This is a genomic window from Chryseobacterium nakagawai, from assembly GCF_900637665.1.
Lineage (GTDB): Bacteria > Bacteroidota > Bacteroidia > Flavobacteriales > Weeksellaceae > Chryseobacterium > Chryseobacterium nakagawai.
In genome coordinates this window covers 1,243,144-1,262,864 of sequence record NZ_LR134386.1, presented here as the reverse complement: position 1 = coordinate 1,262,864, position 19,721 = coordinate 1,243,144, and the positions used below count along the sequence as shown (strand labels likewise).

Sequence of the window (19,721 nt, the reverse complement as noted above, 5' to 3'; positions counted from 1 at the left end):
CACTTTTCCTACTCATTGATAAACAATTTCTAACTTTATGAAAAAGCGACTTCTTTCGGCTGCTGCCGTAGCTTTCTTCGGGCTCATGCTGAATGCACAGCAAATCAAATTCGAAGAGTATGACCTTCCCAATGGTCTTCATGTAATTCTTCATCAGGATAATTCAGCTCCGGTAGTCACTACAGGTGTGATGTATCATGTAGGAGCAAAAGATGAAGTAAAAGGAAGAACCGGCTTTGCCCACTTCTTTGAACACCTTTTATTCGAAGGAACTCCAAACATTAAAAGAGGAGATTGGTTTAAGATCGTTTCTTCAAACGGAGGAGACAACAATGCCAATACAACCAACGACAGAACCTATTATTATGAAACCTTCCCATCCAACAATGAACAACTTGGACTTTGGATGGAAGCTGAAAGAATGCGCCATGCCGTTATCAACCAAGTGGGAGTAGATACCCAAAGAGAAGTGGTAAAAGAGGAGAAAAGATTAAGAATGGATAACCAGCCATATGGAAATCTCTTTTCAACAATCCAAAAAAATCTATTTACGAACCACCCTTATAACTGGCCAACTATTGGTTCCATGGAAGACTTAAATGCGGCTAAACTTGAAGAATTCCAGGCCTTCTATAAAAAATTCTATATTCCAAACAATGCAACTCTTGTGGTAGCAGGAGACATAAAACCTGAGCAAACCAAGAAATGGATTGAAGAGTATTACGGAGGTATTCCAAAGGGAACCCTTTCCTCTAAAGACTTTCCTAAAGATGCTCCTATCACTCAGGAGAAAGAAGTTACTGCTACCGACCCTAACATTCAGCTTCCGGCTTATGTTTTCGCTTACAGAACGCCAGCCAATAAAGAAAAAGATGCCTATGTTTTAGATATGCTTTCTTCTTATTTAAGCAATGGAAAATCTTCTGTTTTATACAAGAAATTAGTTGACCAGGAGAAAAAAGCACTTCAGGTAGCAGCGTTTAATCAAGGGCTTGAAGATTACAGTATTTTTGCATTCTTTGCTATTCCAATGGGGCAAACGTCTAAGCAGACTTTACAGACTGATATTGATGCTGAGATTAAAAAACTTCAGACTACTTTAATTTCTGATGAAGATTATCAGAAAATTCAGAATCAGTTTGAAAATCAGTTTGTGAATCAGAATTCAAGCATTCAGGGAATTGCTGCATCTTTAGCTACAAACCATGTATTAATGGGAAACACAAACCTTATCAATAAGGAAATCGATATCTACAGATCAATCACTAAACAGGATATCCAAAATGCAGCTAAAAAGTATCTGAATGCCAACCAAAGAATCATCATCAATTACGTTCCTGAGAAAAAATAATTTACCCATGAAAAAGCAATTCACTTATATAGCAGCGGCATTTTTATTTGCAGGAATGCTCTCTGCCCAAAAAATTGACCTTAATGCAATGCCAAAACCAGGACCTACACCTGTTGTAAACATTGCTAAACCAAAAACTTTTCAGCTAAGCAACGGACTTACTATAATGGTGGTTGAAAACAACAAACTACCAAGGGTAAATACGACTCTTACCATGGACAGACCTCCTTATTATGAAGGAAATATAACTGGAGTAAGCCAAATTATGGCAGACCAGCTTGATAATGGAACCACGAATCTAAGCAAGGATGAGTTTAATAAGAAAGTTGACTTTTTAGGAGCTAGCTTAAGCTTTTCCTCTAATGGAGCATCTTCCAACTCACTTTCAAAATATTTCCCTGAAGTATTGGGATTAATGGCCGATGCCATCGTGAATCCAAAATTCTCAGCCGAAGAGCTTCAAAATGCAAAAGAAAGAACCATTGAAGGCTTAAAAGCTGATGAGAAAAATGCGTCCTCTATTGCTGAAAGAGTCTCCAATGCTTTGATGTATGGAAAAAATACGTCAAGAGGAGAATTTGAAACTATTGAATCTATCAATAAAATTCAGCTGGCAGATATTCAGAATATTTATAATAAATACTATGCTCCGGAAAATGCTTATTTAGTGGTAGTTGGAGATGTAAAATTCGATCAGATCAAACCTTTGATTGAAAAAGCCTTTGGAAACTGGAAAAAGTCAAATACGAAATTTGCAGCATTAGAGCCGGCTTCCAATGTTTCCAAAACAGAGATCAATGTGGTAGATGTGCCTTCTGCAGTACAATCTGTATTACAAGTAGGTAATCTGAATACTCTTAAAATGAAAGATTCAAACTACTTCCCCGCTACTATCGCCAACTATATTTTAGGTGGTGGTGGTGAAGCCAGGCTTTTTATGAACCTTAGAGAGAAAAATGGATTTACTTATGGTGCTTATTCCAGTATGCAGCCTAGTAAATATTCTCCTAATTTTTCTGCTGAAACGAGTGTAAGAAATGAGGTTACGGATAAAGCTATTAAGGAATTAATGTATGAACTTAATGCTATTTCTACTGTAAAACCTGAAGAACTTGAAAACGCTAAAGCAAGACTAAAAGGTGCTTTCATTATGTCTCTCGAAAAACCGGGAATCATTGCCAAGTTTGCATTGGATCAAAAGGTTCAGGATCTTCCGGCAGATTTTTATACCAACTATTTAAAATCTATTGACAAAGTAACCGCTACAGATGTATCTAATGCTGTAAAAGCAACAATACTTCCAAATCAGAGCAGAATTTTCGTTGCTGGAAAAGCATCTGATATTTCTGAAGGACTTGAAAAATTAGGCTATCCGGTAAAATATTTTGATAAAGAAGCCAATCCGGTATCAAAACCAACAACACAGAAAGTTGATGCTAGTGTAACCATTGGTTCTGTAGCCGATAAATACATCAATGCAATTGGAGGCTTAGCAGCTGTTCAAAAAGTAACTTCCATTACTGCCGATGCAACAACTAAAGTTCAGGGAATGGATATGAACATGAAGCTGATCCAAGGGAAAGGTGGAAAAATGATGATGGAAATGAAAATGATGGGCAATACCCTTCAGAAAATCGTTTTTGATGGTAAAGATGGATATGCTGAAGCACAGGGACAAAAAATGCCTTTGAATGATAAACAAAAAGCTTCTATGACAGAACCGGAACTTTTCCCGGAGCTTACTTTCGCTAAATCAACAGAATTGAAATTGGCAGGAATCGAAAAGTATAATAATGAAGATTCTTATGTGGTAAAAGGACCGAAGCAAACCTATTATTACAGTGTAAAAACCGGTTTAAAAACGGGTGAGATAAAAGTTGGAGAAGGAGGTTCTATGCCTACAAACTTTGCTGATTATAAAGAAGTATCAGGAGTGAAACTTCCATTCACTATTATTCAGAATATGGGTGGAATGGAAATCAACCTGGCTGTACAGTCTTATCAGCTTAATCAGGCCAAGGAATCTGATTTTAAATAATAAACAAATAATCATAGAAAAGGTTATCTCAATGTTGGGATAACCTTTTTTTATTGTTGACTTTACTGGACATTCAACCTGTGATAAAATTGACAACAACTTATATATTTGAATGCAGTTATTCTTATCTCCACATTCGTTTCCCTCTATTCTAAGCATGCAATCATTGTTTGATTTCTAATTTTTTTGTTGTTGTGCCATATTTACCGATATCTTTTTTTGTCATTCAGTAAAAAAAGATTAAATTTGCCCATTCAAAAAGATATCAGAATTAATGGATACTATATTTACACTATTGATGGTTCTTATTATGATTGCTAGTATTTTATTAGTGATCGTTGTTATGGCTCAAAACCCAAAAGGTGGAGGTCTTTCCAGTACGTTCGGAGGGGCATCTTCTGCTCAGTTTGGAGTACAGAGAACCAATGATTTCATGGAAAAAGCAACATGGACTCTAGGCGGAACTATCATCGTTCTTATCCTTATAAGCGTTGTCGTTACTGGTAAACCGTCACAAGTGGCTCCAGCTCAACAACCTGTTAAAAAAGAAGCTCCGGCAAAACAATCTGCTCCTGCTTCTTCAACAACAACCGCTCCGGTATCAGCACCAGTTGCACCGGCTAAATAAGAAGATTTATTTTTCTACATATAACAAAAGCAACTCAGATTGAGTTGCTTTTTTATTGTCTTGTATTTTCAAAATTTAGTTTTAGGTGATTGTCACACTTACCTCCAGCCTACAGCTTCCAACCTAAAATTACTTCAGCTTAATCTTCTCAATCTGGTAACGAAGCTTTAGACCTGCTTTTAAGAAAGAATACTGCATTGGTTTCGATTCCTTATAATACTTGTCAATGAAGATTTGCATAGCACCATAGAAGCGTTGCAAATAAACATCATTCTTTACCGTACTTTCTCCTTTGTGATGAAGGAGAGAAGCCTGACCATAATAATAATTTTTATATCCGTTTCTTATTAAAGTATAGCACAGATCAATATCTTCCCCATACATAAAATAGGCTTCATCCAATCCTCCTATCTTTTCATACACCTCTTTTTTCACCAATAAAAATGCGCCTGTCATCACTTCTATTTCAGCCACAGCATCTTCTTCTACATCATTTCTGTAATAAGATTTAGAATTATTTTTCTTAAAATTGGTAAATAACTTTTCAAAGGAATTAAACATATCCGGAACCGAACGTTTGCTTTCCGGCAGGAAAACTCCTTCCGCATCATGCATCCGTATTCCCAGGCATCCGAAATTCGGTTGGCTATCCGAAAAGTCTAAAAGATTCTTCATATAAAAACCTTCGAATTCCGTATCGGGATTTAAAAGCAGTATATATTCTCCTTTTGCATAATGTATAGCCTGATTATTAGCTTTTGAAAAACCACCATTCATTTCCGAAGCAATAAACTGTACTTCGGGAAATTCTGAGATGAGATCCCGCCATGAACTGTCTGTAGAAGCATTATCGATTACAATTACTTCATATTCCACCTCTTTTACATATTTCTGAATAGACCAAAGGCAATTTCTGAGTAATTGGGTAACATTGTAATTAACAATAATGATAGACAGCTTCATATTAATCCTTTTCGTTGTATGGTAATCTGTTAATAATAGATCTTCCGAGTGAAATTTCATCAGCATATTCCAGTTCATCTCCTACTGAAATTCCCCTTGCAATGCTTGAAAAATTCACATTAAAGTTTTTAAACTTTTTATAAATATAATAGGCTGTGGTATCTCCTTCCATCGTCGCACTCAGCGCAAAGATAAACTCCTTTACCTTGCCTTCATTCAGTTTTCTTTCAATACTCGGAATATTCAGCTGGCTTGGGCCTACTCCTTCCATCGGAGAGATTTTCCCACCTAAAATCAAATATTTTCCGCCGTATTTCCCTGTATTTTCAATGGCAATCACATCCCGTACATCTTCAACAATACAAATCAACTCACCACTTCTTTTCTCATTGCTGCAAATCTCACAGATGTCAAAATCAGAAAAATTATGACATTCTTTACAGTATTTTATCTCGTTGACAAGATTAATCAGGGAATTCCCAAGGCTTACCGCTCTGGAACTAGGCTGCTTTAATAAATGTAATGCTAACCTCAAAGCCGTTTTTCTTCCGATTCCGGGCAATCCTGAAATTTCATCAACTGCTTTTGCCAACACTTTACTTGGGTAATCCATAGATACAAAAATAAGGATTATTTGAGGAAAATGATCTATCCTGTAGGGGAGTTTTTGAAGCATTAAAGGGAATAGTTAATTGTAAAATCCAACCCTAATATTTGCAAAGTAAAATTAATTATTAATCTATCCAATTCAAGATTACTCTTTTTACAGCTCCTTAGCTATTATCTATACGCTTATCACCTATTATCCATCATTCCTCTTTCTCTCCAACTTTAATCATCCAATGTCCCACTCTGATATTTTAAACACCTCCCCATAACCTTATTCCCCGTAACTCTAAAAAAAACAGTTATATTTGCGGCTTAAATTAAATATGAAAAAAATAAACTAACACATGGTACTTAACAACCTAAATTATCCACTGGATTTCAAGTTTAAAATTTCGACACTAGCCAGTGACTTCAACATTACTGACAAAAATGGGAATTATGTAGCTTACGTACGTCAAAAAATGTTCAAACTAAAAGAAGACGTTATCGTTTTCAATGACGAAAGCAAATCAAAAGAACTTTTCAGAATCAGGGCCAATCAATGGATTGATTTCAATGCTTCTTATTCTTTAAATGATATCGTAGACAACAAAAGCTACGGTAGACTGGCAAGAAAAGGAATGCGTTCTATCTGGAAAGCAAGCTATGATATTCTTGATGCTAAAGATCAGCCTAAGTTCAAAGTACAGGAAGACAGTGCATGGGTAAGATTCTGGGATAGTTTTGTAGGCGAACTTCCTATCATCGGAATGTTTACAGGATATTTCCTAAATCCATCTTATACAGTTACCGGCATTGATGGAAAAGCATACTTCAAACTTAAAAAAATGCCTTCATTCTTTGGAAGAAGATTTCAACTAGACAGATTGATTGACATTGATGATGAGGAAGAAAGTTTAGTAATCCTTTCCTTATTAATGATGACCCTTCTTGAAAGAGCAAGAGGCTAACATTTCAAAACCATAAACACATGAAATATCTAATCATTTTATTTTCTGCATTTCTTTTAGTAGCCTGTAAAAAGGACAAAGAAACAGTTTCTGCAAACGCTGCAGCCGATTCTTCAAATATTGCTAAGGATTCTGCTACAGCAAGTATTCCTTCTGGAAAAATCCAGATTGAAACCATTTCATTTCCTGAAGAAATTAAAGAATGTTCATGCTATTTTGCAAGAAATAAGTCTGATTTTGAAGCTGAAAAATACATCTATGCAGACGATGCCGGAAAAACAGCTTACATGAAACTGGATGGCAAAAGACTTTCTATGAACCTTATCTCTTCAAGTGATATGGAAGTGGATGAAGAGCTGACTAAAGAAATAGAAAATAATGATTACAAAATCTCCGTAAAAGGTAAGAAGATAAAAGGTGAAGAAGCCTTACTCTTTGAAGGCACGCTTACGATTGAAAAACCGGATGGCAGCGTTATTACAACACCTATCTACGGAGAATGTGGATGTTAACAATAAAAAACGAATAAGCGCATCCAACAATTTGCTTATTCGTTCTTTTATAATTCATAAAAATGCTTCTGTATCCCACGGAAGCATTTTTTATTTTGTAAATTTGAGAAAAATAAATTTCAATGGAATTATCTACTATAGAACCGCAAATAATCTGGAAAAACTTTTCCAAATTAAATGCAGTTCCCAGACCATCTAAAAAAGAGGAAAAAGTAATTGCTTTCATCAAAGGATTTGGTGAAAATTTAGGGTTAGAAACTACTGTAGACGAAGTAGGAAACGTAATTATTAAAAAACCTGCCACTGCAGGAATGGAAAACCGTAAATCTATTGTACTTCAGTCACATTTGGATATGGTTTGCCAGAAAAACAATGACGTTAATTTTGATTTCGAAACAGAAGGAATCAAAATGGAAATTGATGGAGATTGGGTAAAAGCAAAAGGAACCACTCTAGGAGCTGATAACGGTTTAGGAGTAGCTACCATTATGTCTATCCTTGAAAGTTCTGATATTCCTCACCCTGCACTAGAAGCTTTATTCACTATTGATGAAGAGACAGGAATGACTGGGGCTATCGGTTTAAAGCCAGGACAGCTTACAGGAGAAATCCTATTAAACCTTGATACAGAAGAAGATGATGAAATTGACATCGGTTGCGCAGGAGGTGTTGATGTGACCATCACTCAAAACTATGCAACAGAAGCTGCGAAAGGGCAAGTGGTAAGAATTGAAGTGAAAGGGTTACAGGGAGGCCACTCAGGAATGGATATCCATAAAGGTTTCGGAAATGCAAACATCATCTTAGGAAGACTTCTTTACAAAGGAATAGAAAAACAAAATATAGAACTCATATCTATTGATGGTGGTGGATTAAGAAACGCTATTCCAAGAGAAGGGGTTGCTGTCATCTCTGTAAGAAATGCACAGGAATTCATTGAAGATGCCACTGCTCTTAAAAAAGAAATTTTAGAAGAATTTGCAACTGTAGAAGCAGGTCTTCAAATCAATATTGAAAACTCTACGTCTTCTGATAAAGCGATTTCCGAAGGTGATTCTAAAAAAGTAATCCTTACTTTAAAAGCTCTTCATAACGGAGTATACAGAATGAGCCCGGATGTAGCAGATCTTGTAGAAGCATCCAACAACGTAGCTAGAGTTGAATTGAAAGGTGGGGAATTGAAGATTCTTAACCTTACAAGATCTTCAGTAGACTCTTCTAAGTATTCTACTGCAGAACAATTGAAATCTGTAGCAGAATTAGCTGGAATGAATGTAGTATTCAGCGGTTCATACCCAGGATGGAAACCTAGACCAGGGTCTGAAATCGTACAGATCATGGAAAAGATCTATACAGAGAAGTTCAATGAGAAACCTCATGTAGTAGCTTGCCATGCAGGTTTAGAATGTGGTATCATTGGAGCTAACTATCCTGAAATGGAAATGGTAAGTTTTGGTCCTACCATCAGAGGAGCACACTCTCCTGATGAGAAAGCAAATATTCCATCAGCTCAGAAATTCTGGAGCTTCCTGAAAGATATTTTAGCGAATATTCCTCAGAAATAGAATAATAAAATAACTATATTGAATATCCAAAGTCTTATGATTTTGGATATTTTAATTTAAACCATTAAGACATTTAAAATATGAAAAGTATTACAGTATTCTGTGGTTCAAGTTTCGGCACAGATACAATCTATGAAGAACAGGCATTCTTGCTTGGTCAAACATTGGCAAAACAAAATATCCAACTCATTTACGGCGGCTCGGAAACAGGTTTGATGGGAACAATAGCCAATGGAGCATTAAGCGAAAACGGAAAGGTAACCGGTGTTCTTCCTCATTTTTTACAGGCTAAGGAAATTGCCCATAAAAGCCTTACTGAGCTGGTTCTCGTAGAAACCATGCACGAAAGAAAAACCAAAATGAGTGAGCTTTGTGATGGTGTAATCGTTCTTCCCGGCGGCTACGGAACGTTGGAAGAGTTCTTCGAAATGATTACCTGGGCACAGCTTGGTCTTCATCAAAAACCTATCGCAGTTCTGAATATTGATGGATTTTATGATGATCTAATCAATCTGATTCAAAATATGGTGCATAAAGGATTTTTAAAACAGGTGAACAGAGATATGCTCTTGATCAGTGATCATATAGATGAATTGCTTGAAAAAATGAAAAATTACCAGGCTCCCACCGTTGGAAAGTGGATTTCTAAGGAGGAAATATAACCTCTTGATAAAATAAAAACAAAAACCCGTTCGAAAAATTCGAACGGGTTTCTTATTAAGATTAAAAAATATTTTCTAAGGATAAGGAGCAATTTCCACTTCAAGCCCTTCCATGGCATCTGCAATATGCAGCTGGCAGCCTAATCGGCTATTATCTTTCACATGGAAAGCTTCAGCAAGCATAGCATCTTCTTCATCTCCCATTGGTTCCAGACCAGGATCATTGATTACATAAACCTGGCATGAAGCACACATCGCCATTCCGCCGCATACACCAATAGTACCTTCTTCAGCCAATTCATAGGAACGGATAATCTCCATTAAGTTCATGGACATATCCGTTGGAGCAATAACATCGTGGGTTACACCTTCTCTGTCGGTGATTTTAATATTAATATCTGACATAATTCTGCAAAATTAGTCAATTTTTTTCACAACAGCCTTCTCTGCTTCTTTACGGCTTCCGTCAAACCCGTCTACTCCACTTACAGTAGTATATTTTAGTACGAATTTCTTACCAGGATTCAATCTGTTGTAAACACTTTGACACATTAAAGTTGCTTCGTGGAAACCACAAAGAATCAACTTCAGCTTTCCAGGATATGTGTTGATATCTCCGATTGCATAGATACCATCAATGTTAGTCTGATAATCCAGAGCATTGTTTACAACAATGGCATTCTTCTCGATATTCAGTCCCCAATTTCCGATCTCACCCAATTTTGGAGTTAATCCGAATAATGGAATAAAGTAATCTGTTTCAATTTCAAAAGCATCCTCACCATCTTTTTGTACAGTAATTGCTTCTACTTTTCCATCTCCTCTGATACCAGTTACTTCAGCAGGAGTAATCAACTTGATTTTTCCCTGGTTTTTCAGATCCTGAACTTTTTCTACAGAATCCAAAGCTCCTCTGAACTCATTTCTTCTGTGGATCAAAGTAACTTCGCTGGCTACATTAGAAAGGAAAATACTCCAGTCAAGGGCAGAATCTCCGCCTCCGGCAATCACTACTTTTTTATTTCTGAAGTGCTCAGGTTCTTTCACGAAATACTCCAGCCCTTTCTCTTCATAATCAGCTACATTTTCGAACGTAGGTTTTCTAGGCTCAAAAGTTCCCAATCCACCTGCAATAGCAATCGCCTTACATCTGTGAACAGTTCCTTTGTTAGTAACCACTTCAAACCACTCATCATCTACTTTTGTGTAAGAAACGGCTGTTTCTCCCAATGTAAATCCAGGTTGAAACTGCTTGATCTGCTCCATCAAATTATCCACTAATTCTCCAGCGTTTACTGAAGGATACCCCGGAATATCAAAAATAGGTTTCTTCGGATAAAGTTCAGCCAATTGCCCTCCCGGTTGTGGAAGTGCGTCAATAATGTGGCACTTCATTTTTAAAAGACCTGCTTCAAAAACGGCAAAAAGCCCTGTAGGCCCTGCACCTATGATCAATATATCAGTGGTTATCATAATTTAAGATAATTTAATTATACATGTAACTGCAAATTTACTAATTTTAATGCGAAGCATATTTAATTGATTCTAAATAAAAACCTGAGATTTGTCAAATATCTATTATTTAAGATATTAAATTTGGCAATGTTTTTGTAAATGTCTTATCATGAAGAAAATTTTAAACCTTTTTGCAGTATTTATATTCTTTTTAGGCTCTGCCCAGATTGATAACATCGCAGACGGCGAATCCATCACCCTTAGAATCCACTATGGCTTCTTAAATGCCGGAACCGCCAATCTTACTACTAAAAAGACTACTTATAAAGGCGCTCCTCATCTTTATGTAAAAGGTACCGGGCAAACTACAGGTGCAGTAAAGGCTTTCTTCAAAGTAGAAGATCTCTATGAAAGTTTTATTGATAGCGCAAGCGGATTACCTAGCTACTATGTTCGAAATGTACGTGAAGGAAGCTACCGTCAGCATTTTGAAACCGCTTTTAATCACGACAACAATACTTTAATTTTAACGGATAAGAAAACGCCGGCCAATGGCTCAAAGGTTATCAAATCTGTGAAAGGTGTTCAGGATATGCTTTCCTGTTTCTATTATCTGCGAAGCAAAAGCCCGGATGAATTAAAAGTAGGAACAGTAATCAATATGAATGTATGGATTGATGATGAAATGTTCCCTTTTCAGCTTAAAGTGACAGGAACTGAGAATTTAAAGACAAAATTCGGTACGATCAATTGTTTAAAAATTATTCCGTCTGTAAAAAGCGGAAGGGTTTTCAAAGAAAAAGAAGGGGTAACCATGTGGGTTTCCAATGATGCCAACCACCTGCCAATGCTTTTGAAAGCTGAATTAGCCGTAGGGTCTCTTAAAGCAAGTATTGATGATTACAAAAACGTAAAATATCCTTTAAAATTTACTAAGTAAACGTATACCAATTTTTTAAAGAATCAATGTCTGTAATTTTTACAGACATTTTTTATTTTGAATGTAATAGATTCCAAATACAGATTGTCTTACTAATAGAAGCAGCAATGAGGCTGCCATGTCAATACTTCGTTTGGATCCCTAGCGTACCCGAAGTATGGATATAAGAAACAGACACGTGTAAATTTTTCAATAAGATCAGTTTTTAATTACGTTTTGTTTCTTAGGTCAGTAATTAAAAACAAAAACCTCCGGAGCTCCGGAGGTTTATTTTTATAATGTCTTAAATTGTTCCAAGGTTCTTATATCATTTTCAAAGAACATTCTGATGTCGCTCATTTGGTAAAGAAGCATGGTAATTCTTTCAATACCCATTCCGAATGCATATCCTGAATATTTCTCAGAATCAATATTTACATTCTTCAATACCGCAGGATCTACCATACCACAACCCATGATTTCTAACCAACCTGTTCCTTTTGTGATTCTATAGTCAGTTTCAGAGTTTAATCCCCAATACACATCAATCTCAGCACTTGGCTCAGTGAACGGGAAGTAAGAAGGTCTCATTCTGATTTTAGACTTTCCGAAAAGTTCAGTGGTAAAGAACTGAATCGTTTGCTTTAAGTCTGCAAAGCTCACATTCTCATCAATATATAATCCTTCAATCTGGTGGAAGATACAGTGAGAACGTGAAGAAATGGCTTCATTTCTGAATACTCTTCCAGGGGATAAAATTCTGATAGGCGGCTGATTTTCTTCCATAAAACGAGTCTGTACAGAAGAAGTATGCGTTCTTAAAAGAATATCCGGATTTTGCTCAATAAAGAACGTATCCTGCATATCTCTTGCTGGATGATATTCCGGAAGGTTCAATGCGGTGAAGTTATGCCAGTCATCTTCAATCTCAGGACCATCAGCAACAGCAAATCCAATGGATTTAAAGATGTCAATAATTCTGTTTTTAACCAGGTTGATCGGGTGTCTTGATCCCAGATCTAATGGAAATGCAGGTCTTGTAAGATCTTCTTTTTCTACTACAACAGAAGATGCAGAAGTACTTTTCAAGTCTTCCAGTTTCACAGCAACAGCCTGCTTCAAAGTATTGATCTTCTGTCCGAATTCTTTCTTCTGGTCGTTAGGAACTTCTTTAAATTTTTCAAAAAAATCATTCAGAACTCCTTTTTTACCGTTGTACTTGATACGGAAGTTTTCGATCTCTTCCTTAGAGGTAGCATTGAAGCCGTTTACTTCGATCAGTAGTTCTTCTATCTTTTCTATCATTATTTTACCCTTTCAAAATGTTTTGCAAAAATACGACTTTTAAGTTGAATAATAGGTCCGTCATAAAAAAATCTGCCTCTTTTTCGGGAGGCAGACTTCAATCACTTATTTCACTTAAATAAAAAAATTATTTCTTTTCTAAGGCTTTAACGTTGATCTGAAGAGTTACCTCATCTTTAATCACTCCGTTTTCAGCAGGAGCCTGGAACTTCACGCCAAACTCTTCTCTTTTGATATCCTTAGGCTCAGTAGCTACACTTACTTCTCCGTTTTTCACGGAAACATTAGCTTTAAACTGAACCGGCTTAGTAATTCCTTTAATGGTTAAATTACCATCCAAAAGAGTATTATAATCACCTTCTGTAACAGGAGTAACTTTTGTAATTTCATAAGAAGCTGTTGGGAATTTTTCTACTTCAAAGAAATCACCACTCTTAAGATGACCGTTTAATTTACCCATATCATCAGGACTGTCTTTCAAGTCTACAGAGGTCAGGGAATTCATATCAGCAACAAATTTACCGCTTTCCAGTTTTCCATCCTTCACTGTTACATCTCCGCTTTCAAACCTAATGGTTCCGAAATGACTCGTATTCTCAGATTTAAATACTTTGTATCCTTTCCATTCAACCTTACTGTTTAGCGTATCCAAAGTGTACTGGTTACCATCCTTGGTTGTAGTCACCTCATTACCTTCACTGGTAAGCGGTTTGTCTTTTTTACAAGAAACCATTACAGCAGCAACGAATAAAGCAGGAATAGCTAACGAAAACAGTTTTTTTCTCATTTTTGATTTATTTTTATTACTCCCGCTAATATAATAAAAAAAATTATGTTTTCATAAAAACCTTACATTTGTAATATGCTTTTAGAAATAAATAATTTATTCTTCTCCCACACCAAAGAAAAACCGTTGTTTCAAAACCTTAATTTAAGATTTGAGGCTAATAAAATCATTGCCCTGGCAGGAGAAAGTGGATGTGGAAAATCTACCCTTTTAAACCTGATATATGGCCTGCTTGATTGGGAAAGCGGAGATATTTTTTTTAATGGAGCCAAACTATTGGGTCCCAAGGGAAACCTTGTTCCCGGAGAAGCTGAAATGAAGTTTGTAGCACAGAATTTTGACCTTATGCCTTATGCTACTGTTGCTGAAAATGTGGGTAAATTTATTTCGAATATCAATTTAACCAAGAAAAGAGAAACCGTTATGGAACTTCTGGAAGTAGTAGGACTTCAGGAGTTTGCTGACGTACTTCCTAAATATTTAAGTGGCGGGCAGCAACAAAGGGTTGCTATTGCTAGAGCACTGTCCGTTTTACCTAAACTACTTATCCTTGATGAGCCTTTCAGTAATCTTGATTTTCCAAGAAAGATTGAGCTTAGAGAAAGACTTTTCCGATATGTAAAGGAACATCAGATCTCTCTGATTATTTCTACCCACGAACTCCAGGACATTATGCCATGGCTGGATCAGATTGTTATCCTTCAGAATGGAAGGCTCATTCAAAATAACAGTCCGGAAGAAACCTACAAAAACCCATACAATTCTTATGTTGCCAAATTATTTGGAGAAGTGAATATCTTCAGTGAATCTGAAGCAGCAGATTTCCAGCTTTCAAAATTTTTCTATTATCCAAAAGGAATAAAGGTTTCTAAAAACGGTCTTGAAGCCGAGGTTTTGGAAAGCAGATTTGCAGGAAATTACCATTGGAATAAAATCAAAGCAAAGAATAAGGAATTGGTAATGTACACTGATGAAAAACTACATGATTTTGTGAATATTTCATTTACTTAATCGAAGAGAATTGAGATCGCCAATGGGTAATATTTAAGCCTCAGCAGCCTCAGCTCCACCAGCCTTCCCACCTTCTAAAAAAGTACATAACTCATACATTCCCTTACATTTATCAACAAAAAAAATACAAACATAAGAATCTGTTATTAAACTTTTTCTTACATTTGTATTTCCACAGCATAAGGAAATTATTGGTTATTTCTCTTTCTGCCTTTTAGACGGACATTAGCAATCTTGCAATTAAGTCTATTGAAAGATTACTCTGTCCAATTTTTTCCTTTTTTTATGACCTTTAGCCCATAGTAAAAGGTCATTGTAATTATGCTTTCTTTACAAATTCCGATTTTAAAGCCATTGCTCCGAACCCATCAATTTTGCAGTCGATATTATGATCGCTTCCTGGTCTTAAGCGGATATTTTTCACTTTAGTTCCAGCTTTTACCGGTTTTGGTGCTCCTTTTACAGGAAGATCTTTTACCACCACTACAGAATCCCCATCCTGAAGCTCATTTCCGTTAGAGTCTAATATTTTTCCCTCGTTTGCTGCTTCAGAAGCTGCTTCTTCAGGATTCCATTCGTAGAAACACTGAGAACAAACCATCATGTTGTCGCTCGGATAAGTAAACTCGGAGCTACATTTCGGACAAAGTATTGTATCACTCATATTTTAATTTTTTGCAAAGGTAGGGCTTTTTCAAGGTTAAAGTCAAGAGATAAAGGCCAGTATAGTAGACAATAAACACTCATCTACTTTACACCAACAAGTGAATTACTACGTCTTAGATAAGGTAACTGTAAAGAAAATAAAGTATATTGATGAACCACATACATTTTGTTCGTAAAGACATTTCATGTAAGCAAATATATGAGTTCAAAAATCTCTGAATGAAAAATTGTTGTAACTGAATAAAAAAATATAAATTTTCAGAAAAACATTTACAAATTCAACATTAAGATTTATTTCTATCATTTCATCTCAACCCTGTAAATCTCAAACTCTCCAACTCAAACCTCAACTCTCAACTTTAATTCGTATTTTTGCAGATTCAAACAGCGAAGCAAATTTATGGAACTTATTCACAGAAACTTGGCTATCGGGATTCACGATGCCTTACAAGAAACATTTTTTGAAAAAAACAAGTATGCCGATAAAGTTATTGAAAGACTTTTAAAGGCAAACAAAAAATGGGGAAGCCAGGACAGAGCCGTTGTTTCTGAGATTTTCTACAATATTATCCGTTGGAAAAAACGCCTTGAATACTACATGGGCGAAGGGGTAAAACCTAACAATATTTATAAACTTATCATTGCTTACCTTCTTTGGAGCAAGACCAATTATAAAAAGTTTGAGGAGTTTGACGGAATTAAGATTGCGGACATTCTTACCAAGCTTAAAAAGAATACAGTTCCTACAAAAGCAATTGAACATTCTATCCCAGACTGGTTAGCGGAAACTATGGAAAAAGAATTAGGTGCTCACTGGGAAAGAGAAATGATTGCGTTAAATGAACAGGCTCATACTGTTTTAAGAACAAATTCATTAAAGACAACAACAAAGGAGCTTATTTCTGACCTTTCAGATGAAGGAGTAGTTTCTTTTCCTATTAAAAACTATCCTGATGCAGTACAGCTGGAGGAGAAAAAGAACGTTTTTCTTACCACAGCCTTTAAAGAAGGATTGTTTGAAGTTCAGGATGCTTCTTCTCAGAAGATCGGATATTTCCTTGATGTAAAAGAGGGGCAAAGAGTGGTGGATGCCTGTGCAGGTGCCGGAGGAAAAACACTTCACCTGGCAGCACTAATGGGAAATAAGGGTCAGATTATAGCTTTAGATATTTTCGAATGGAAATTAGCTGAATTAAAGCGTCGTGCTAAAAGAGCCGGAGCCCACAATATTGAAACCCGTATGATTTCTGACAACAAAGTGATTAAGCGTCTTCACGATAAAGCAGACAGATTATTAATTGACGCCCCATGTTCAGGTCTTGGAGTATTGAAAAGAAATCCGGACAGTAAATGGAAAATTGATCAGGACTTTATTGATAGAATCAAAAAAGAACAACAGCAGATTCTTCAGGATTATTCTAAAATTCTTAAAAAAGGAGGAAAGATGGTGTATGCAACATGTTCTATTCTACCTTCTGAAAATAACCTGCAGGTAGAAGAATTTCTTAAAAATAACCCTGGATTCAAAATGATTAAGGATGAAAAGGTAATGCCTAGCGAAGGATACGATGGATTTTATATGGCATTGATTGAAAGAATTTCTTAATTGATTTTACAATACAATTACAAATTAAAAACTACTCCGAGGGGTAGTTTTTTTGTTTTTTTAGACCAATATGTAACATTCCTATTCTGTTCTCTACTAACCCTATAGAATAGATTAACCGTTTTGATGCTGTAGGGATATTTGTCAACATAAATGACCTACAGTAGATTATAGTATAAATACAAGAACTGAACTTACCTTTTTTGACTGCCTTTTTACTTTGCCTGTTTTCTATATAGGTTAATGGAAGCCAGCATATCAGTTCTTATCATCGAAAACCATTCACAAAACGATTATTCAATTAAATAACCGGCTGATAATGTTAGTTCCTCTTATTTTTAAAGCAGGAAAAATCATTTTAAAGTCTGAATAGTATAGTTAGTAAGAAAATTTTATTTTCTTACTGGCAATAGCGTATTAAAAGCCTATAAAAACAAAACCTTCTTGCATGAGAATTGCAAGAAGGTAAAAACACAAATGATGAAAAAAAATTATTTCGAGCCACAAAGTAAGGGCTAAAGTTTGCATAATAAATTATCATATATTAAGAAATATGTCATTTTTATTTCGTATAGAGATTAGATTAACTTTAGCCCAACGAAAAAAATCAATCAAAAACATATAAATTTTCGATAATAGTTAATTTTATTATTTAAAATAAATTATTTAATTAAAAATATAAACTTATACATATTTTTCATTGTTATTTATAAACATCCCTTTTACTTTTGTCTCATAAATAATAAAAATATGTGTGGAATTGTATGTTTATTCGATGCCAAGCAAAAAACTGAGATATTAAGGCCTCAGGTTTTGGAAATGTCAAAAAAGATCCGTCACAGAGGACCAGATTGGAGTGGGGTCTTTCAGGATGAGAAAGTAGTCTTCTCTCACGAAAGATTAGCCATTGTAGATCCAACATCCGGAAAGCAACCTTTATTTACTAAAGACGGGAAAGTAGTATTAGCTGTAAACGGTGAAATCTACAACCATAGAGAATTAAAAGAAGAATTTCCTGATTATGAATTTCAGACTCAATCTGATTGTGAGGTTATTCTGGCGCTATACAGAAAATACGGAAAAGACTTTGTGGAAAAACTGAACGGTATTTTCGCATTTGCATTGTATGATACTGAAAATGATGTTTACCTGATTGCCCGCGATCATATGGGAATCTGCCCTCTTTATCAGGGGTGGGATAAGAACGGAAACTATTATGTAGCTTCTGAACTAAAAGCATTGGAAGGCATATGCAAAAAGATTGAAACCTTCTTACCAGGACATTTGGTATACAGCAAAGACGGGGCTGAACTTCAGCAATGGTACACCAGAGAATGGGAAAGTTTTGACCATGTGAAAGAGAACGAAACTGATATTGACAAACTAAGAAAGGGACTTGAAGACGCTGTTCACAGACAACTGATGAGTGACGTTCCTTATGGTGTATTGCTTTCAGGAGGACTAGACTCTTCTGTTATTTCTGCTATCACAGCCAAGTTTGCAAGACAAAGAATTGAAAGCGGAGACACTCAGGAAGCATGGTATCCAAGACTTCACAGTTTTGCAGTAGGACTTGTAGGGTCTCCTGATTTAGCTGCAGCACAAAAAGCAGCGGAACATATCGGATCTGTTCACCATGAAGTCAACTTTACAGTCCAGGAGGGATTGGATGCGATACGTGATGTAATTTATCATCTGGAAACTTATGATGTAACCACCATCAGAGCATCTACCCCGATGTATCTTTTAGCAAGGGTCATCAAATCAATGGGAATTAAAATGGTATTATCCGGAGAAGGTTCAGATGAACTATTTGGGGGATATCTGTACTTCCATAAAGCTCCTAATGCTAAAGAATTTCATGATGAAACAGTAAGAAAACTTGGGAAACTTCACTTGTATGACTGTCTGAGAGCTAATAAAGCTTTAATGAGCTGGGGAATAGAAGGAAGGGTCCCTTTCCTTGACAAAGAATTTATGGATATTGCCATGACCCTTAACCCACAAGATAAAATGATACAGGTGGCTGAAGGGAAAATTGAAAAATGGGTACTAAGAAAAGCTTTTGAAGATATTCTTCCCGCCTCTATTGCATGGAGACAAAAAGAGCAGTTTTCAGATGGTGTAGGATATTCATGGATTGATACTCTAAAAGAAGTTGCTGAAAAAGAGGTTACCGATGAGATGATGGTTAACGCAAGGTTCAGATTCCCGTTAAACACTCCACAAAATAAGGAGGAATACCGATACAGAACTATTTTTGAAGAGCATTTCCCTAGTGAGACCGCAGCAGCCACTGTTCCATCTGTTCCTTCAGTAGCCTGCTCTACTCCTATTGCCCTGGAATGGGACGAAGCTTTCAAAAAGATGAATGATCCAAGCGGAAGAGCAGTGAAAGTGCACGAAACTTCCTATTAGAGGTTGGGGTTCGAGATAATGGAGATGCGAGGTGAAAAGCTGGAGGTCAATTTGTGCATGATGAATAGTCAATTCTCTGCGCTTGTTAATTTTTATAGTCAGCAGCAATTCACGATTAAAATTTAATATTTAAATCATATACTTATACCTCTTCTTTGTAACTACTACCACAATAATTTATTAATCCTGTAGCAATACAGGATTATTTTTTGAATTAACAATAACAATATGGCACAATTTAACTGACAATCAAAAATAATATCTAATAAATAATTA

The 19,721-nt window shown here is 35.9% G+C and carries 18 protein-coding genes; 11 read left to right on the top strand and 7 right to left on the bottom strand.

Annotated elements, in window-relative coordinates:
- Nucleotides 1–37: 37 nt before the first annotated feature.
- From EL260_RS05730 to secG, 3 genes are all read left to right on the top strand, one after another.
- Nucleotides 38–1,351 (top strand): M16 family metallopeptidase, encoded by a 1,314-nt coding sequence (locus tag EL260_RS05730; protein WP_123859247.1) that lies wholly within the window; start codon nucleotides 38–40, stop codon nucleotides 1,349–1,351.
- A gap of 7 nt (nucleotides 1,352–1,358) precedes the next feature.
- Nucleotides 1,359–3,389, top strand: a complete 2,031-nt coding sequence (locus EL260_RS05725) for a M16 family metallopeptidase (protein ID WP_123859246.1) — start codon at nucleotides 1,359–1,361, stop codon at nucleotides 3,387–3,389.
- Between the two features lie 274 nt (nucleotides 3,390–3,663).
- Nucleotides 3,664–4,017: a preprotein translocase subunit SecG gene (gene secG, locus EL260_RS05720; protein ID WP_123859245.1), complete on the top strand. Its 354-nt coding sequence runs from the start codon at nucleotides 3,664–3,666 to the stop codon at nucleotides 4,015–4,017.
- Between the two features lie 129 nt (nucleotides 4,018–4,146).
- Here secG and EL260_RS05715 read toward each other — a convergent pair whose 3' ends face one another.
- Both EL260_RS05715 and recR read right to left on the bottom strand, forming a co-directional pair.
- Complete coding sequence (locus tag EL260_RS05715; protein ID WP_123860654.1) at nucleotides 4,147–4,986, bottom strand: glycosyltransferase family 2 protein; 840 nt, start codon at nucleotides 4,984–4,986, stop codon at nucleotides 4,147–4,149.
- Nucleotides 4,982–5,593 (bottom strand): recombination mediator RecR, encoded by a 612-nt coding sequence (recR, locus tag EL260_RS05710; RefSeq protein ID WP_066699401.1) that lies wholly within the window; start codon nucleotides 5,591–5,593, stop codon nucleotides 4,982–4,984. The genes EL260_RS05715 and recR overlap by 5 nt, the downstream gene beginning before the upstream one ends.
- Before the next feature lie 340 nt (nucleotides 5,594–5,933).
- Here recR and EL260_RS05705 point away from each other — a divergent pair, with 340 nt between their 5' ends.
- From EL260_RS05705 to EL260_RS05690, 4 genes are all read left to right on the top strand, one after another.
- Entirely contained in the window at nucleotides 5,934–6,539 is a 606-nt protein-coding gene (locus tag EL260_RS05705; protein ID WP_123859244.1) for an LURP-one-related/scramblase family protein, read from the top strand.
- A gap of 20 nt (nucleotides 6,540–6,559) precedes the next feature.
- Nucleotides 6,560–7,051, top strand: coding sequence for a hypothetical protein (locus tag EL260_RS05700; RefSeq protein WP_123859243.1), 492 nt, complete (start codon nucleotides 6,560–6,562; stop codon nucleotides 7,049–7,051).
- Nucleotides 7,052–7,173: 122 nt separating this feature from the next.
- Nucleotides 7,174–8,616 carry an aminoacyl-histidine dipeptidase gene (locus EL260_RS05695; RefSeq protein WP_123859242.1) on the top strand — a complete coding sequence of 481 codons (1,443 nt, stop codon included), beginning with the start codon at nucleotides 7,174–7,176 and terminating at the stop codon, nucleotides 8,614–8,616.
- Nucleotides 8,617–8,696: 80 nt separating this feature from the next.
- A complete protein-coding gene (locus tag EL260_RS05690) occupies nucleotides 8,697–9,278 on the top strand; it encodes an LOG family protein (RefSeq protein WP_123859241.1) in 582 nt (193 codons plus the stop codon).
- Nucleotides 9,279–9,353: 75 nt separating this feature from the next.
- Here EL260_RS05690 and EL260_RS05685 read toward each other — a convergent pair whose 3' ends face one another.
- Both EL260_RS05685 and EL260_RS05680 read right to left on the bottom strand, forming a co-directional pair.
- The gene (locus tag EL260_RS05685) at nucleotides 9,354–9,683 is read right to left on the bottom strand and encodes a 2Fe-2S iron-sulfur cluster-binding family protein (protein ID WP_045493683.1); all 330 of its coding nucleotides are present in this window, start codon (nucleotides 9,681–9,683) and stop codon (nucleotides 9,354–9,356) included.
- A 12-nt stretch (nucleotides 9,684–9,695) separates the two neighbouring features.
- Entirely contained in the window at nucleotides 9,696–10,751 is a 1,056-nt protein-coding gene (locus EL260_RS05680; protein ID WP_123859240.1) for an NAD(P)/FAD-dependent oxidoreductase, read from the bottom strand.
- A 151-nt stretch (nucleotides 10,752–10,902) separates the two neighbouring features.
- On the opposite strand from EL260_RS05680, the gene EL260_RS05675 reads away from it, so the two are divergent.
- The gene (locus EL260_RS05675) at nucleotides 10,903–11,673 is read left to right on the top strand and encodes a DUF3108 domain-containing protein (RefSeq protein ID WP_123859239.1); all 771 of its coding nucleotides are present in this window, start codon (nucleotides 10,903–10,905) and stop codon (nucleotides 11,671–11,673) included.
- A 273-nt stretch (nucleotides 11,674–11,946) separates the two neighbouring features.
- Here the strand turns inward: EL260_RS05675 and pheS are convergent, their stop codons facing one another.
- Both pheS and EL260_RS05665 read right to left on the bottom strand, forming a co-directional pair.
- Complete coding sequence (gene pheS / locus EL260_RS05670) at nucleotides 11,947–12,957, bottom strand: phenylalanine--tRNA ligase subunit alpha (RefSeq protein ID WP_123859238.1); 1,011 nt, start codon at nucleotides 12,955–12,957, stop codon at nucleotides 11,947–11,949.
- A 127-nt stretch (nucleotides 12,958–13,084) separates the two neighbouring features.
- Nucleotides 13,085–13,744 carry a YceI family protein gene (locus EL260_RS05665; RefSeq protein WP_123859237.1) on the bottom strand — a complete coding sequence of 220 codons (660 nt, stop codon included), beginning with the start codon at nucleotides 13,742–13,744 and terminating at the stop codon, nucleotides 13,085–13,087.
- A gap of 75 nt (nucleotides 13,745–13,819) precedes the next feature.
- Between EL260_RS05665 and EL260_RS05660 the strand changes: the two genes are divergently transcribed.
- The gene (locus EL260_RS05660; RefSeq protein ID WP_123859236.1) at nucleotides 13,820–14,755 is read left to right on the top strand and encodes a sulfate/molybdate ABC transporter ATP-binding protein; all 936 of its coding nucleotides are present in this window, start codon (nucleotides 13,820–13,822) and stop codon (nucleotides 14,753–14,755) included.
- Nucleotides 14,756–15,074: 319 nt separating this feature from the next.
- Here EL260_RS05660 and EL260_RS05655 read toward each other — a convergent pair whose 3' ends face one another.
- Complete coding sequence (locus EL260_RS05655; protein ID WP_123859235.1) at nucleotides 15,075–15,419, bottom strand: zinc ribbon domain-containing protein YjdM; 345 nt, start codon at nucleotides 15,417–15,419, stop codon at nucleotides 15,075–15,077.
- A gap of 402 nt (nucleotides 15,420–15,821) precedes the next feature.
- Between EL260_RS05655 and EL260_RS05650 the strand changes: the two genes are divergently transcribed.
- The gene (locus EL260_RS05650) at nucleotides 15,822–17,027 is read left to right on the top strand and encodes an RsmB/NOP family class I SAM-dependent RNA methyltransferase (protein ID WP_123859234.1); all 1,206 of its coding nucleotides are present in this window, start codon (nucleotides 15,822–15,824) and stop codon (nucleotides 17,025–17,027) included.
- A 750-nt stretch (nucleotides 17,028–17,777) separates the two neighbouring features.
- On the top strand, nucleotides 17,778–19,445 hold the full coding sequence (gene asnB, locus EL260_RS05645; RefSeq protein WP_123859233.1) for an asparagine synthase B: 1,668 nt from the start codon (nucleotides 17,778–17,780) through the stop codon (nucleotides 19,443–19,445).
- Nucleotides 19,446–19,721 lie beyond the last annotated feature (276 nt).

Excerpts from the sequence above, each read along its gene's own strand:
- EL260_RS05730 (WP_123859247.1), top strand. The coding sequence starts at position 38 with ATGAAAAAGCGACTTCTTTCGGCTGCTGCCGTAGCTTTCTTCGGGCTC.
- EL260_RS05725 (WP_123859246.1), top strand. The coding sequence starts at position 1,359 with ATGAAAAAGCAATTCACTTATATAGCAGCGGCATTTTTATTTGCAGGA.
- secG (WP_123859245.1), top strand. The coding sequence starts at position 3,664 with ATGGATACTATATTTACACTATTGATGGTTCTTATTATGATTGCTAGT.
- recR (WP_066699401.1), bottom strand. The coding sequence starts at position 5,593 with ATGGATTACCCAAGTAAAGTGTTGGCAAAAGCAGTTGATGAAATTTCA.
- EL260_RS05705 (WP_123859244.1), top strand. The coding sequence starts at position 5,934 with ATGGTACTTAACAACCTAAATTATCCACTGGATTTCAAGTTTAAAATT.
- EL260_RS05700 (WP_123859243.1), top strand. The coding sequence starts at position 6,560 with ATGAAATATCTAATCATTTTATTTTCTGCATTTCTTTTAGTAGCCTGT.
- EL260_RS05695 (WP_123859242.1), top strand. The coding sequence starts at position 7,174 with ATGGAATTATCTACTATAGAACCGCAAATAATCTGGAAAAACTTTTCC.
- EL260_RS05690 (WP_123859241.1), top strand. The coding sequence starts at position 8,697 with ATGAAAAGTATTACAGTATTCTGTGGTTCAAGTTTCGGCACAGATACA.
- EL260_RS05685 (WP_045493683.1), bottom strand. The coding sequence starts at position 9,683 with ATGTCAGATATTAATATTAAAATCACCGACAGAGAAGGTGTAACCCAC.
- EL260_RS05680 (WP_123859240.1), bottom strand. The coding sequence starts at position 10,751 with ATGATAACCACTGATATATTGATCATAGGTGCAGGGCCTACAGGGCTT.
- EL260_RS05675 (WP_123859239.1), top strand. The coding sequence starts at position 10,903 with ATGAAGAAAATTTTAAACCTTTTTGCAGTATTTATATTCTTTTTAGGC.
- pheS (WP_123859238.1), bottom strand. The coding sequence starts at position 12,957 with ATGATAGAAAAGATAGAAGAACTACTGATCGAAGTAAACGGCTTCAAT.
- EL260_RS05665 (WP_123859237.1), bottom strand. The coding sequence starts at position 13,744 with ATGAGAAAAAAACTGTTTTCGTTAGCTATTCCTGCTTTATTCGTTGCT.
- EL260_RS05660 (WP_123859236.1), top strand. The coding sequence starts at position 13,820 with ATGCTTTTAGAAATAAATAATTTATTCTTCTCCCACACCAAAGAAAAA.
- EL260_RS05655 (WP_123859235.1), bottom strand. The coding sequence starts at position 15,419 with ATGAGTGATACAATACTTTGTCCGAAATGTAGCTCCGAGTTTACTTAT.
- EL260_RS05650 (WP_123859234.1), top strand. The coding sequence starts at position 15,822 with ATGGAACTTATTCACAGAAACTTGGCTATCGGGATTCACGATGCCTTA.
- asnB (WP_123859233.1), top strand. The coding sequence starts at position 17,778 with ATGTGTGGAATTGTATGTTTATTCGATGCCAAGCAAAAAACTGAGATA.